Origin of the sequence: Paenibacillus jilunlii (assembly GCF_900102965.1) — a bacterium.
Lineage (GTDB): Bacteria > Bacillota > Bacilli > Paenibacillales > Paenibacillaceae > Paenibacillus_AQ > Paenibacillus_AQ jilunlii.
In genome coordinates this window covers 711,365-726,228 of the sequence record NZ_FNGM01000001.1, presented here as the reverse complement: position 1 = coordinate 726,228, position 14,864 = coordinate 711,365, and the positions used below count along the sequence as shown (strand labels likewise).

Genomic DNA, 14,864 nt, shown 5'->3' with positions numbered 1-14,864 from the left:
CGCCTCACCCTGGCTCAACAACGGCATTTCTGCCGTTGTTTGAACAAAACGGCTGCGCCGTACTTCACTGGACAACGCAGCCGTTAGAGATTGGGGTTATCATGGGAGCTTGCCGTTCCCTCTTGCTCTGTAACGCTATGCTTCCCATGTAGCTCCCTTGCACTTTCCCTTGCTTCCCTTGCACTTCCCTCGCACTTCCCTTGTACTTCCCTTGCACTTCCCTCGCACTTCCCTCGCACTTCCCTTGTACTTCCCTTGCACTTCCATCCCCCCTTGGACCAGACAGCAAGCCCAAGTGTTAAAGCAGTCCCTTTTGTAGAAATTCAATTGACCTGCCGGGAATTTGCCTCACGGTATTCCGTCGGTGTTTTGCCGGTGGCTTTTTTGAACACCTGCGTAAAATAGCGCGGGTCCTGGTAGCCGACTAGCGGCGCAACCTGATAAACCTTAACATTGCTGTTCTGCAAAATATATTTGGCTTTTTCCATCCGGCAGTGTGTAACGAACTCCAGGAAGGTATAGCCGGAGATTTGCTTGAACAGCGTACAGAAATGGCTGATGCTCAGGTCCGCTACCTCCGCCACCTCTTCAATGCTGAGATCCTTATGGTAGTTGGCCTCTATATACCGCATCGATTTCTCGACCACGCTCCGGCCATCCTCGCGGGCGGCAGATTTATTGCTTTCCAGCATCCACTCGCGGAATTCCATCTTCAGTGCCGCGATCATCGCAGAAAGTGTACCCAGACCATGCAGCCTGCTGAGCAGACCCTCCAGCGACCAGTCCGTATGCATATTGAGATGCTCAAATTGCCTGTACAGCACCACAATCATCTCCATGATGAGCCTCTCGGCCAGCTCCTGCGGAAGCCCCTGGGCTTCAATGAAAGCGGACAGTTCATCGAATAAGGCCAGCATCCGTTCCAGATCCACCGTCCGGATACTCTCGATCAGGGCTAGCTCCAGCTCCTTCGGATACTTTACTTCCCGGCTGCCGCCAGCCGCTGTCTCCTCATCGAGGAACACTCCCGCCTGGCCTGAATAAAACCGCTGGTACAGCGCTTTGCACGCGAGCGGGTATGCCGTGCTTAACTGATCAATGCCCCGGGTGATGCGGCTGATCCCTACCGAGCATTCCAGCTTGGAATATGTCCTGATCCCGGAAATCAGCTGTCCGCCTAGTTCTTTGCTGACGCTGCCAAGACTTCCGGGGAAGAGCAGAATCCACTCCCCGTTATAGAACGGGAACACGGACAGCACTTCGTTCTCCAGCGACCATTCCTCCAGAATGTTCCTTACTGCGAACAGCCAGAGCCGCTTTTCCTCTAAGCTCCACTGTGCCGTCAAGGAAGCATAATTATCGAGCCGGACTACGGCCATGAAATACTCGCCCTCCAGCTCGCTGTTCTCCAGCCACTTAAGATGCTGAAGCGGACGCGGATTGCCGAGTGTGAACTCGGCATACATCCGCTCGCGGGCCAGCATGGACAAGGTCTGCACCGAGAGCATCAGCTGCTCATTCTCCTTCTGCCGCTTGAGCCTGGTTATCGCCCGGGTCAGCATTTCCGTCAATTCGTCATGATCAATCGGCTTCAGCAAATAGTCAAAGGCCCCCTGCCGCAGCGCTTCCCGGGCATACTCAAACTCCCCGTAACCGCTGATGAAGATAAAGATCAGCTTGCTGCTGCGCGGGAGCACCTCCTTCATCAGCGCGATGCCGTCGATGACCGGCATGCGGATATCGCTGATGATAATCTGAGGTGCCGTCTCTTCAATTAACTGCAGCGCCGCTTCTCCATTCCGCGCTTCCCCCACAATGGCAAGGCCCAGCTCCTCCCATGGGATGGCGACCTTCAAGCTTCGCAGAATGATCGGCTCATCATCCACCAGCAGCACTTTGTATTTCTCCTGTGTTGCACCCATCTTAAGACCCCCCAGGCTTATTGAATGGCCGAGCTCCGAATTAATTTCCAATACTGTTTCGATGCAGCCTGCAGCTCCTTCAGCGCCTCATCCCCCTGCAAGCCGCCATCAATCATTTCTTCAATGACACTCAGGAACGTTTTCTTAACCTCCGGCGACAGAAGATTGTCATATGGCACGAAGCTCTGCTGATTATCCTCCATCAGCTCCATCACCTGGGCAAATACCGGCCCTGTTTTATTCGGGTCAAAGGTTATGCGCATGGACGGAATTCTCAACCCTTCATACACAATCCGCGTCTGAATCTCTTGGGTATACAGTGCCTTCATCAGCTCCAGCGCTGCCTCCAGCTTCGCACCTGTCAGACTGGAGGACAGTCCGATCCCTATCGTATATCCGCCGGCAATGGAGGCTTTCTCGCCGCGGTCGAGTGCCGGAAACGGAATGACTCCCACCTCGTTCTGAAAATCCGCCGGCGCGTTCTCCCCGGAGAACAGATTAATATCCCAGTTACCGTTCAAATACATCGCGGCTTTGCCGCTTGTGAACAGACGGACTGCATTTTCCGTTGAGGTATCATTGGAGTCCCGGCTGAATGCATTCTCACGAATCCATTGATCGAAATGCCGGAAAGCCTGCTTATAATCGCTATTCCCGAAGCTGGCCCCATCCTTGCCGGTAACCAGCTTCTGGATCAGGTCCGGACCGGCATACCGGTCCATTAAATAATGGGCGAATATCCCTGCGGGCCAGCGGTCTTCATTGCCGAGCGCAAATGGAATATACCCCCGCAGCTTCAGCTGAACGATCGCAGAGTCCAGCTCTGCCAGCGTCCCGGGCACTTTAATGCCCAGCTTATTGAAGATCGTCCGGTTAAAATACAGCGGCTCCGCATTGCCTTCAATCGGCAGTCCATAGATATGATTATTGAATGTCCACAGATGCAGATCCTTGAACTGATTCTTCAGGCTGTTCTCCTGTGCAAAATCTGTCAAATCCATCAAGCGGTTGGAGCGCACATAAGGTTCAATCTCTGCGCCTCCGAACAGTACGAACATATCCGGGGGCGTACCGGTGACCATCTCGCTTTTCAGCTTCTGCTCACGGTGTATCGTCTGGTCCAGCCCCTCAAAATTCACTTTTACATTAGGGTGCGTCTCCTGATACGCCTTCACAACCTCCTCAAAAATAGCCAGCAGCGGCCGGTCATGCTCCTTGATCCAGAAATGCCGGAAGGTCAGAGTAATTTTTTCCTGGGAATTATCCTCAATCGGTTCTCTGCCGCCTTGCATAATATACAGGACCGCCCCGGACATAAGAACAATGTACAACAGAATCCAGCCCCATTTGGTCAGCCATCTTTGGGCAATCTGCTTTTTGGTCATCCCGTCCGCTCCCTTCATGGCAGTATTCTCGGAATACGGATACAAATCGTTGACCCGAAGCCGGGGGAGGAACAGACCACAATCCCGTAAGGATTGCCGAACCGGATATTCAGACGCTCATGCACATTTTTGAGTCCAACCCCGCTGTCGCTGTATTTTTTCGGATTGGTGCGTTCCTCATTCCAAAGACTCATCAAGGCGGCAAGCTCAAAGCCCGGTCCATTGTCCTTTACGATGATGATCAGATCCTTCCCCATCTCCTCCGCAGAGATTGTAATCACCCCATGCTCCTCCATCTGTTCAATGGCATGGTATAAAGCGTTCTCAACAATCGGCTGAACAATAAGCTTTTGTGTCATCAGACTTTTCAGCGAAGACGGAAGCTCCAATGCATAAGAGAACTTGTCTTCAAAACGGAATTTCTGGATATCCAGATAATGGCGGACATGCTCAAATTCCATCTGCAGCGGAATCAGCTCCTGATTCTGGCTGATGCTGATCCGCAGCAGCCTGCCGAGCGAGATAACCATTTTACTGATATCGCGGTTGCCTGCCAGCACAGCCATGGAGTTAATCGATTCCAGTGAATTATAGATAAAATGGGGGTTAATCTGCGCCATCAGCGCCTGCATTTCCGCTTCCTTTTTACGGCCCTGCTCGGTCTGGACCTGTTCGATCAGTTCGCTGATCTGAGAGCTCATCCGGTTGAAGCCGTCAATCAGCGAATCGCTTTCATCATCGGCACGGGCCGGTACGTTAATGGGTGTGAAGATACCCTGTTTCACCCGCTTCATTCCGTTCACCGCACTATTGATGCTGCGCACAAGCCTGCGTATAAAATAATGGTCGAACAAAAAGGCGGAGATGAGCGAAACCGCACCCAGTATAAGCGCAATATTGCGGATTGACACAGACTCTGAAGAAATCAGATTCATCGGTGTAATCGCTGCCAAATACCAGTCTGCATTATGTGAAGGCAGGAAAGTAATCAGTGATTTCTCTCCCTGATAATTGTCAATGTAATAGTCCTGCTCCCGGGTATAGTTCTCCTGTAAAAAGGGAAAATCCGTCCGTTGTCCGATGTGCTCACCGGATTTGTTAAAAACGATATTCCCCTGCTTGTTAACCAGCAGAATATCCCCTTTCTTCAGCGTTGCGGCTTCCCAGAAAATCTGATCCAGCAAATCGGGCTTCACGTACACCACCAGATAGCCGATATCCTCCAGCGAGTAGTAATCCTTAATGATTCTGGCCTGCACCAGCACTGGTTCGCCTGAGGATTCCGAGCCGTTCTCTCCGGGACCGGACCAGACAGGACGTCCTTCAGCGCTTTCCATCGCCCCATACCAGGTCTGCTTCCGCATATCTGCAAAAGACATCGGCGCATTGTATTGGTACAGCAGACGGTCCTTGCCATATAGGCTGAACGAAGTGATCATCGGATGGTTGATCAGCAGGTTGTTGATCTCCTGCTTGCGGTCATAGGTCAGCACAAAATCCGGCTGCTTCAGCGACTGCTGAATCGCCGGCTGTGTGATGGCCGAATTCGTAATCGATGAAATTTCACTGAGCGCGAACTTCAGCTTGCGGTCCGTTTCCAGAAGCGAAATCCAATAGAAGTTGCTGGACTTCTTCTCCATGGCGTTGGAGAAGTTAATATAAGTAACACTGCCCATCACAATGACGGGGATGAACACGAGAAGAATAATAGCGAACAATATTTTACGGCGGAGCTTCATAATCCTACCCTTCCTCCTGCTGTCCTATGTCCTTATTATTCTTCACGGTAATCCTTAACTCCTGTTAACTCTTGACAGCACCTGAGGTCAGTCCGGCAATGACCCAGCGGCTGAACAGCAGGAATACAACCAGCAGCGGCAGGGTTGCTGTAAAGGTCGCGGACATAATCATCCCATAATCCAGCCCGTCACGTGTAGTGAACAGCTGCTGCAATGCAATCTGAATGGTGAAATGCTCTTTGTTCTTCAGAACGACGAGCGGCCAGAAGAAATCATTCCACACCGTCATAAAGTTCAGAATACCGAGGGTAGCCATTGCCGGTGTAATCACCGGAATCGCAATATTCCAGAAGATGCGGAAATGTCCCCCGCCGTCGATCCGTCCTGCTTCAATCAGCTCCGTATGTACGGCTGTGGAAATATATTGGCGCATCCAGAAGATCCCGAACGCATTGACCATCGCCGGTACGATCAGCGCCTTAAAGCTGTCGATCCAGTGCAGCTTCGCCATAATGACGTACGTTGGCAGCACACCAAGCTGCTGCGGCACGAACAACGTGGCAATTACGAAGTAGAACAGCACATTTTTGAATGGAAATTCGTATTTGGCGAATGCATAACCGGCCAGTGTGCAGAAGAACACGACCGAGATAGTCACCATGGAGGATACAAACAGGGAGTTGCCCAGCGCCTGGAAGAAATCCGCTTTATCCAGCACACGCTTGAAGTTGTCGATGAACTGGTCCCCGATGGTCAGCAGCGGCGGCACATGGAAAACAGCGCCTTTATCATTGGTGCCTACCACAAACATCCAATAGAACGGAAAGATAGACACCAATGCGCCAAGAATCAGCAGAAGATAAAACCAGAACTTGCCGAAGAGGCCAAGATCGTCCGGATTTTTTTTGAACGTACGCAGTGTGCTCACGCTTTTTTCCCTCCTGTATCTCCGCCCATGCGGCTTGAAGCCAGCATATTAAGCAAGGAGAAAATAATCGTGACGAGGAACAGCAGAACTGCCGTAGCTGCCGCTGTGCCAAAGAAACCATTGCGGAAGGCTTCACTGTACAGATAGGTAACCATCGTTATCCCTTCCTGCCGTGTAGAGCCGGTTCCGGACTGTCCCAGGAATACATAAGGCTCGGTGAAGAGCTGCAGGGCGCCAATGGTCGAAAGCAGGGTCACAAAAACAATGAACGGACGCAGAAGCGGCAATGTGATGAACGTAAGCTGCTGTCTTCTGTTCGCTCCGTCGATGCGGGCGGCTTCATACAGATCCGTCGGGATGCTCTGCAGACCGGAGAGGAATATAATTGCGTTATATCCCGTCCAGCGCCACATGACCATCGTGGAAATAGCGATTTTGACTCCCCACCAACCGGAGTTGAAGGCCATGCTATCCAGGCCCAGTCCATTCAGCATCCAGTTGATCATCCCGTTATTGCCGAACAGGGTGCTGAATACCAGCGTAACGGCGACGATTGAAGTGATATTCGGCATAAAATAGAGAATACGGAACGTTTTTTTGAATTTGGTCATGCCGGAATGCAGCAGCACGGCCAGCAGCAGTGCCAGAAGAATCTGCGGAACGGTTCCCATAAGGCCCATTATGAGCGTGTTGGAGAACGAGATCCAGAAGGTGGGATCGCTCGTCACCAGATCATAGTTTTTCATGCCGACGAACTTCATAGGACCCAGTGCATCCCACTTGAAAAAGGATAAATATATGGTGAAAAAAATCGGGTACAGTCCAAATATCGAGAACAGAATAAAGAATGGAGAAATAAATGTGTACGCAGTAATGCGGCTCCGTCTTTGTTCAGTCAAAAAAGGGCGTTTGCTCTCGGCATGTGGACTCGCGAGTACGGGCTCAGCCATGTCACACCTCCAGGGAATATAACGTTTATAAATCCGGACTCATGGAAGGTGCTTCCCTCCTGAGTCCGGACGAGCAATGATAACTCAATTAAAAGACTTAGCCGCGTTCTGCCAGAGTTTTCGCCTGCTTCACGGCTTCATCCCACTCTTTGGCCGGGTCCGCTTTCTTTTCCAGCACGTTTTTCAGCGCATTTTTGAAGAACGTATCGGTCTGGTCATGCAGCGGACCGTAGTATACAGGTTTTACGCGGTTTGCCGATTTACCGAATTCAACCGCAGTCTGCTGACCGCCGAAGAAATCGTCCTTGAAGTCCTTGAAGGCAGGATCTTCATACAGCGCCGGAATCGAAGGCATCAGACCCTTGGTCTTGAACGATTCGAGCTGATTGTCTTTATTGACCATCCATTGGATGAAGTCATAAGCTTCTTTTGGATGCTTGCCTTCCTTCGGCAGGGTGATGAACGATCCGCCCCAGTTGCCGGCGCCTTCAGGAAGCTGGGCAATTTTCCACTTGCCGGAGGTGTCAGGAGCATTGCTCTTGATATTTCCCGCCATCCATGCAGGTCCCATGATAACGGCAAAAGAACCGTCGTTCATCCCTTGGCCCCACTCAGGAGACCACAGCATGTAGTTGCTGATCCAGCCTTCCTGTATGCCTTTTACTGTGAAATCATAAGCTTTCTTCACCTGCGGATTGGTGTCGCCGATAAATTTCCCATCTACTTTGCTGAAATAAATTTCATCATTGGATTGGTCGCGCAGCGCGTTGTAAGTCAGATCGGTCAGATCGACAAATGGTTTGCCGATTTTTTCCTTATATGCTTTGGCTACTGTAGCGAATTTATCCCAGGTACCGATGGCGGCACCGAACCCGTCAGGGTCATCCGGCAGTCCGGCCTTTTTAGCCAGGTCTGTGCGGTAGTACACAACGGTTGGACCAATATCTGTAGGGAGGCCCAGCTGGAAGCTGCCGTCCACGGACGAGGCTTGTTTCCATTTCCAGTCCAGATAATTGGTTTGAATATCCTTCGCACCGTAATCATTCAGGTTGTAGAATTTATCCTGCGCACTCAGAAAACGCTCCATGAAACCGATTTCAAGCTGAAAAATATCAGGTGCACCCGAACCTGCAGACAACGCTGTCGTCAGATTGTTATGGTGTGCGGTCTGGTCCCCGGTGTTCTGAATCTTAATCGTAACGTTCGGATGCTCTTTGGTATATTGGTTCGCCAGCTCTTCATAGTTGACATTGCCAAGCGTCCAGAAAGAGAGCTCAATCTTTTCAGCAGGATCTGCTGCCTTGTCTGTAGCCGGAGCATTTGTGCTTGCTTCCTTGTTACCGGAATTTTCTTTGGTAGTGTTGTCCTTCCCGGCGTTATTGTTCCCCCCGCATCCTGCCAGTGAACCTACAAGCAGAACGGCAGCCAGTGACAATGCCAGGTGCTTTGCTTTTCTCATTCCTCTGTACCCCTTTCAAAGGTTTCTTTTACAAGATTTAGTGTACAGCAGGGTATTTGTTTTTTTGAGGAGGCAAACTTCTGATTTATGGTGGAAATATTTATGATTTATGAATTAGTATTAACGCTTCGTAACTATTTTTGATAAACCGCGTACAATTGTTAAATAATAGTAATTGGGGTGTTACATATGAACAAAAACAAAAGATTGATTTCTAGTGCTGTCATCGTGATCTGCTTTGCTGTTGCTTTTGGCTTTGCTTTACACAACTTTGCCCTGGGTGCCGGATTAGGAATTGTTTTTGGAGTTGCCTTTTCTCAGACAGGAAAACCTAAGACTCCTAAAGATAAATGATTTTAACCCTACTCCGGGGCTATGAAGCCTCTATTAATCTCAAATAAATGCCGTCTTGCGGACGAACCTTTTTACATCGCTGCATAGCATATCTCAAAAACTATTGGAGGTATGCTTCATGCCACAGTTTCTCGATGCCCGGACTTCCCAAAATGCAAGTTATGGCAATACAATCTCACCCCTTTACCCGCCAATACTCCTGTAGCTATCGGGCAGGTTGGCCTCAATCTGACTGGGGCAGGTGAAAACATACGTATACAATTTTCAGGAATTGCCGAGCTCTCATTTCCAGAAACTCCACCATATGACTCAGTTATTTCCTTTTCCATTGTAAGAGGTGCAGAAGTTTCACCTGTCGCTTACGCCCTATATTCAGTAAGTGTCACCGAAGCTAACCCAAATGCTGTTCAGATCGTTACGATCGATGCTTCCGATTACAATGTTCCTTTGCCAGCATCGAACGAACTGGTCTATACCTTATATCTTTTTTGCACTACTGATGCGACCCGGATAGGTATTGAGAGTTTTAATGCAACTGCTTACTATGATTAGGGGGTTATGCCCCCTAGCAGCGAAGGGCTGGCGAGGCATTCCACATCCTCTGGATTATTCCGCTGCACACAGGTATACTGATTTTAATTCCAGCCTTCATTTACTCAAGGATGATGGCAGGCGGGGACACATAAGTCGTTCTAATTTATCTAAGGAGAGTATTTTTATATGCCAATCAACCGTCCTTTGCTAACCGACAGCGATTTCCAGGAAGCCGTTGACCGCAAACTGCCGGTTCGGGTCTTCGAGGATGATCATCTGGTGAATTCCGGGGCAACCGTCATCCGGTTCACCGATTCGGATGTAGTGATCCAATCCCGGGTCAGCGACTTAGCTTATTATTCCCGGAGCAGCTGCCAGTTTTATGAGGTCAGACCCTAGTATAGCTTGCCTGTCAGTAAGAATGCACAAAGAAGCCGGACAATCCGACCTCGGGGACGGATGATCCGGCTTCTATCTTTTGCTTCGTCATAGGCTGCGCTCAAAAATGCTTCAATTACTTCTTCAACCCGCCATGGGCCTTCAGCTTCTCGTTCAGAATTTCCTGAAAGCTCAGCGCTTTGTCATCGGACCTTTGCGGCTTCGGATCGGCTACGGGCTGAGGTCTGAAATATTGATGATTGAAAGCCATAAGATTATGTACTGTCATACTCATTTAAATTCAACCTCCTTGGATTAGGTTCGACCATATTTGCGTATCTGCGCATCATCTTATCCCTTATATACCCCGTCTTTTCCAATCCTAAACAGTTTTATTTCACATTAAGGAAAAAATAAAATTACAACCGGAAATATAGCCTCTTATGGTATAATTACCCTGCTCTGTAATCCAGAATAGGATTTGAGTTCGGAAACAAAAGTAACGGAGGGAAATCATGTTAAAATTTTTCGGTTTCTTGCTGCTGTACCGCCTGGTGGGCAACCCTTTTCTGGCCCTGATTATTCTGCTGGTGATCCTGTATTTCCTGGACCGCCGATATGTTGGTATACTCCCCAGCTTCACCAAGCCATTCCGCCGAAGCCGGCAGATTTCCAAGCTGCGGACTACCATTTCTCTAAATCCAAATGATGTATCGGCCAAATTCGATCTGGCCAGACTGCTGATTGAGCGCAAGCGTTACAGTGAAGCCAAGGAGCTGCTGGTACAAATTGCCGACCGCTATGAGCAGTCTGCCGAATACTGGGTTGAGCTGGGTTATGCGAATCTGAAGCTGGGGCATCTGCCTGAAGGCGAGGCACAGATGCTGCAAGGGCTGGAGATCAACCGCAAGGCCCAATACGGGCAACCCTACCTTCGTCTCGCAGAAGTATTCCGCAATATTGACCACAACAAAGCCCTGCAATATGTAACCCAGTTTCAGGAGATTCAATCCTCCTCCAGTGAAGCGTATTATCTCGCAGGTTCCATGTACAAGGCGCTGGGGAGAAAAGAGGAGGCCAAACGGGCTTTTAACGAATCAACCGCCATTTACCGTTCGCTGCCCAAATATAAAAAACGCCAGGAACGCGGCTGGGCGCTGCGCAGCTACTTCGCCAAGATGCGCTAGACCTGCTGCTACATATTCTACAATCCAAAAAACCTCCGGCCAGCACGAATAAGTGCACCGGAGGTTTTTGGTTTATTGCACGGGTATAGTCATTTCAAGCTCATAAATATAAAATTACATATCCAGCGTTTTCGGTGTGTCATCAGAGGCTGAACCGCTGAATGGCCACCAGTTCGCCCGGCCGAACATGCGCACCATCACCGGGACGAAGAACGGCAGGAACACCAGCGCGTACAGCGCCAGACCTGAAAGTACGACCGTAGCGATCTGCATCATCGACAGTACTCCAGACGGGTACATCGAGGCAAATGTTCCGCCCAGAATGACTACTGCAGACAGAATGACTGTCCCCATGTTCCGCATGGCGTGCAGGATCGCTTCACGCACATCCCAGGTTTTGTTCTCATTGAATCTGTCCATGAGGAAAATGCTGTAGTCAACTCCAAGGGCAATCAGCATCACAAAGCTGAAGAATGGCGTCGTCCAGGTAATTCCTGAATAATTCAGCAAATGCACAAAGATAGCCTCGGTCACTCCCAGTGCTGTAAAATACGTGATCAGCAGAGAAACAATTAAATACAAAGGCATAATAATTGAGCGCAGCAGTACGACCAGGATGATGAAGATACCGCCGAGCATCAGTACTACTGTGCGCATATAATCCTCATTGGATATTTTCTGCAGGTCGCTGTAGGTGCTGGTCACCCCGCTAATAGCTGTTTCCGCATTCTCCAGCTTCGTGCCTTTCACGGCGCGGTCTACCGCTGCCTGGATATCCCCCATACTGTCGATTGCCTTTGCGCTGTATGGATTGGCAGCGAAGACCACATCCAGAGTCATCACTTTGCGGTCTGCGGACAGATAATTATCGAATACCTGCTGAATGCCATTCTCTTTCAGCGCCTCCTCCGGCACCAGGAACCCGCTCAGCTCATCATCCTTGGCATCCTGGATCTGCTTGAGGTAATCCTGTGCGGAATTTAGCCCGCCTGTGATCTGCTTCAAGCCGTCGGCACTGTCGCTAAGACCGTCCGTCAGCTGGCCGATTTGTCCGGTAAGCTGTCCGAACCCGTCTGCCAGCTGCTGCTGTCCACCCTGCAGCTGATCCAGACCGCTGGATATCGAAGGTATCTTATCCACGATCTGTCCTTGTCCGGCTGCCGCCTGGTTCAGTCCCGACTGCAGCTGGCTGATGCCGGCCACCAGCTTGTCGAGGCCCTGCGCCAATGCCGTCTGTCCCGCTGCCGCTTTGGCATAACCTGCATTGGCTTCGTTAAGCCCTGCTGCGGCACCTTTCAGCTGACCGGAAATCTGGCCCAGTCCGCCAGCCAGCTTCGCTGCCCCCATTCCACTCTGTGTTACGGTGCCCTTAATCGTCTGGTAGTTCACATCCTGCAGAAGGTCAGGATGTGCAGCTTCGAGCCCGGTGAAGGATGTATTCAGACCGCTTAGGGCAGAGGCCATCCCTTGCAGCTGTGTTTGAAGCTGCCCAAGACCGCCATCCAGCGCAGTCAGTCCCGCACCGATTTTCTTGTAGCCCTCCAGCAGCGATGCACTGGCACCAGCTAGCTGCTTGGCGCTGGCCGCCGCCTGGGCCAGCCCCGCTTTGATCTCACCGGCTCCCGAGGAGCCGCTTTTGATGCCGCTCTCGATGCGTGACAGGCCGTCGCCCAGCGCATCAATGCCTTTTTTCAGCTCAGCCGTCCCTTCTGTCAGCTTCGCACTGCCCGAGACGGCTTCATTCAGCTTTGGCTCATTCCCCTTAAGCTGCTTGCTGGCTTCCTCAAGACCCGACTGGATCTTGGTCAGTCCTTCATTACTTTGGCTGAGCCCGTCGGTGAGCGCAGCCACTTGAGTCGGGATCAGGAAGTCATTGATTTGCTCCCCGGTTGGACGGGACATGCTGCGGACCGCTTTGACGCCTTCCACCTTTTCCAGCTCACGGCTGATCTTCTCCGCCAGTCCCATGTATTCGGAGGTATCCATGCGGTCATCATTTTTGATCACAATCTTGCCGGGCATTGACTCGCCCGGACCAAAGCTGTCAGAGATAATGTTGAAGCCCTTGACCGAGGCATAGCCAGGTCCAATTTCATCCATGCTGTTGAAGCTCAGCTTGCCGCTGTACGTCAACAGGAAAGGAACCACCACCACCGCCACAATCAGCAGCGCCGCCCACGGTCTTTTTAGAGAAAAAGAACCCGCCGCACCCCAAATCCGGCTTTCACTGTGCTCCAGCTTGCTGCTTGACGGCCAGAACAGCTTTTTGCCCAGCACCGCCATGAAGAAAGGAACTACGGTCACCAGCGCCAGCAGCATCACGGCAATCCCTACCGCCACCGCCACCGCAGAACGGTAAAGCATGAACTTGGACAACCCGATGGCCAGGAAGCCGACAAATACGGCAAGCCCGGAATAGAATACGGTACCTCCCGCCTTACTATAAGTAGAAATAATGGCACTTCGGGTATCCTCCGCAGAGGCCAGTTCTTCCTTGAACCGGCTGATCAGCAGAATGCAGTAATCCGTCCCGATCCCGAACATTACAGCAACCATGAAGATCTGGGTAAAGGTCGATAAAGGAAAATCAAACCAGTCCACCAGGAATGCCACTATAGATTGTGATACGATATAGCTCAGACCCACGGTCAACAGCGGCACAAAGGGTGCGACGAAGGACCGGAACACAACGAATAGAATCAGCAAAATGAAGATAACGGTAATGTATTCCGATTTTTTCAGCCCGGCTTCTGAACTGACGATGGTATCCTCGGTAATAAGTCCTTCACTGGTTAGATAATGTTCTGCGCTGACACCGCTAAGCAGCTTATCCACCTGGTCCGGCAGTTGTTTGACAGCGTCCTCCCCGCCACTCACCATCAATGCGACCATGATTGTTTTGCCGTCCTTAGCGATAAGAGTGTCCTTCAATTCCGCCTGGGAAAACGGATCGGTGATGGAGTCAATTTTGAGCGAATTCTTCTCCGCCGCAAGCTTCTCGATTCCTTGTTTAATGCTCGCTGTATCTTCAGCGGCAAGCCCATCCGGCTTGTTAAAAACAAGCGCCACCTGATGCAGCGTCTCCCCGCCCTTAGCGTCGGCAACCTCCTTCATAATTTCAGAAGCCCTGGTAGAAGTATAGCCGTCCGGAACGGAAATCTGCCCTTTCTCACGCACCAGACCAGACATGCCCGGAGCAGTCAAAAATAACACCACCGCCACGGCAAGCCACACGGCTATAATGGCCCATCTTGCTTTAAGTATGGTCTTCAATTATTTCTACCTCCTGTCTCCTGCATTAATAATGCCAGCTTCTCAAACATCGTGATGAATTTCTCGATATCCTGCTCCTCAAAATGGGAGAAATAAGGAGAAATAACCTCCTGAACCTGCTTTTCAGCCGCATGATAGGTGCTTCTGCCCTTCTCAGTCAGCGACAAATAGACTTGGCGGCGGTCGTTCTCATCCCGGGTCCGCTCAATAAACCCCGCTTCAACCAGCCTATTGATAATCGCAGTAATGGAACTCTTCCCCACCGCAACAGCCTCCGCCAAAAAAGTGGAAGTACACAGCTCCTGGCTGTTAATCAACCGCATGATAAGAAATTGGTCATTGGTCAGGCCTTCTGCCATATTGTCCCTGATCTGCGCATTGATCTGCCGGGTCACCCCCATATAAGCATCTACGTAGCGGTCAATCCACTGCTGTGGCTCTCCTTTCAAAGTCGCTCACCTCCCCGCAAAGATAATAGTTCGCCTCTTGAATAGTTTCACAGTAAAACTATATGGGCCGCTGCCCAAAATGTCAATCCGTTTTCAGAATAGTTTCTCAAGGACAAACCAATATCACGAACGATACTCCCACAAAAGATTCACAAGAGCAAAAGCGCCCTACGGGTGATATCTGCTCACCTGAGGTTAATCCTGACGGGACATAGCTTGTTGTTGTACAACCTCACGGTTTCCATTGGCCCACTTACGCCAGATTCAAAGGTACTTTTACCTCTCATTTCGCCCCGTAGCCCGAAA

13 protein-coding genes are annotated in these 14,864 nt (G+C 50.6%); 4 read left to right on the top strand and 9 right to left on the bottom strand.

Annotated features, from left to right (window positions below):
• Positions 1 to 323 precede the first annotated feature (323 nt).
• The 6 genes from BLQ82_RS03450 to BLQ82_RS03425 form a co-directional block, all read right to left on the bottom strand.
• Positions 324 to 1,922 (bottom strand): response regulator, encoded by a 1,599-nt coding sequence (locus tag BLQ82_RS03450; RefSeq protein WP_062521570.1) that lies wholly within the window; start codon positions 1,920 to 1,922, stop codon positions 324 to 326.
• A 17-nt stretch (positions 1,923 to 1,939) separates the two neighbouring features.
• Positions 1,940 to 3,307: an ABC transporter substrate-binding protein gene (locus BLQ82_RS03445; protein ID WP_062521568.1), complete on the bottom strand. Its 1,368-nt coding sequence runs from the start codon at positions 3,305 to 3,307 to the stop codon at positions 1,940 to 1,942.
• A 14-nt stretch (positions 3,308 to 3,321) separates the two neighbouring features.
• Complete coding sequence (locus tag BLQ82_RS03440) at positions 3,322 to 5,046, bottom strand: sensor histidine kinase (RefSeq protein ID WP_062521566.1); 1,725 nt, start codon at positions 5,044 to 5,046, stop codon at positions 3,322 to 3,324.
• A 64-nt stretch (positions 5,047 to 5,110) separates the two neighbouring features.
• The gene (locus BLQ82_RS03435; RefSeq protein ID WP_062521564.1) at positions 5,111 to 5,974 is read right to left on the bottom strand and encodes a carbohydrate ABC transporter permease; all 864 of its coding nucleotides are present in this window, start codon (positions 5,972 to 5,974) and stop codon (positions 5,111 to 5,113) included.
• Complete coding sequence (locus BLQ82_RS03430; RefSeq protein ID WP_062521563.1) at positions 5,971 to 6,924, bottom strand: carbohydrate ABC transporter permease; 954 nt, start codon at positions 6,922 to 6,924, stop codon at positions 5,971 to 5,973. Before BLQ82_RS03430 ends, BLQ82_RS03435 begins: the two co-directional genes overlap by 4 nt.
• A gap of 97 nt (positions 6,925 to 7,021) precedes the next feature.
• The gene (locus BLQ82_RS03425; protein ID WP_062521561.1) at positions 7,022 to 8,383 is read right to left on the bottom strand and encodes an ABC transporter substrate-binding protein; all 1,362 of its coding nucleotides are present in this window, start codon (positions 8,381 to 8,383) and stop codon (positions 7,022 to 7,024) included.
• A 189-nt stretch (positions 8,384 to 8,572) separates the two neighbouring features.
• Between BLQ82_RS03425 and BLQ82_RS31760 the strand changes: the two genes are divergently transcribed.
• From BLQ82_RS31760 to BLQ82_RS03415, 3 genes are all read left to right on the top strand, one after another.
• On the top strand, positions 8,573 to 8,737 hold the full coding sequence (locus tag BLQ82_RS31760) for a hypothetical protein (protein ID WP_167529892.1): 165 nt from the start codon (positions 8,573 to 8,575) through the stop codon (positions 8,735 to 8,737).
• A 111-nt stretch (positions 8,738 to 8,848) separates the two neighbouring features.
• On the top strand, positions 8,849 to 9,289 hold the full coding sequence (locus BLQ82_RS03420; RefSeq protein WP_244280679.1) for a hypothetical protein: 441 nt from the start codon (positions 8,849 to 8,851) through the stop codon (positions 9,287 to 9,289).
• Positions 9,290 to 9,457: 168 nt separating this feature from the next.
• Positions 9,458 to 9,670, top strand: a complete 213-nt coding sequence (locus BLQ82_RS03415; protein ID WP_025706917.1) for a hypothetical protein — start codon at positions 9,458 to 9,460, stop codon at positions 9,668 to 9,670.
• Between the two features lie 115 nt (positions 9,671 to 9,785).
• On the opposite strand, the gene BLQ82_RS31755 is transcribed toward BLQ82_RS03415, so the two are convergent.
• Positions 9,786 to 9,944 (bottom strand): hypothetical protein, encoded by a 159-nt coding sequence (locus BLQ82_RS31755; protein WP_167529891.1) that lies wholly within the window; start codon positions 9,942 to 9,944, stop codon positions 9,786 to 9,788.
• Between the two features lie 220 nt (positions 9,945 to 10,164).
• Between BLQ82_RS31755 and BLQ82_RS03410 the strand changes: the two genes are divergently transcribed.
• The gene (locus BLQ82_RS03410; RefSeq protein WP_208810658.1) at positions 10,165 to 10,836 is read left to right on the top strand and encodes a tetratricopeptide repeat protein; all 672 of its coding nucleotides are present in this window, start codon (positions 10,165 to 10,167) and stop codon (positions 10,834 to 10,836) included.
• 114 nt (positions 10,837 to 10,950) lie between these two features.
• Here BLQ82_RS03410 and BLQ82_RS03405 read toward each other — a convergent pair whose 3' ends face one another.
• Both BLQ82_RS03405 and BLQ82_RS03400 read right to left on the bottom strand, forming a co-directional pair.
• Positions 10,951 to 14,109 carry an MMPL family transporter gene (locus BLQ82_RS03405; RefSeq protein WP_062521555.1) on the bottom strand — a complete coding sequence of 1,053 codons (3,159 nt, stop codon included), beginning with the start codon at positions 14,107 to 14,109 and terminating at the stop codon, positions 10,951 to 10,953.
• A complete protein-coding gene (locus BLQ82_RS03400; RefSeq protein WP_143013330.1) occupies positions 14,106 to 14,558 on the bottom strand; it encodes a MarR family winged helix-turn-helix transcriptional regulator in 453 nt (150 codons plus the stop codon). Before BLQ82_RS03400 ends, BLQ82_RS03405 begins: the two co-directional genes overlap by 4 nt.
• Positions 14,559 to 14,864 lie beyond the last annotated feature (306 nt).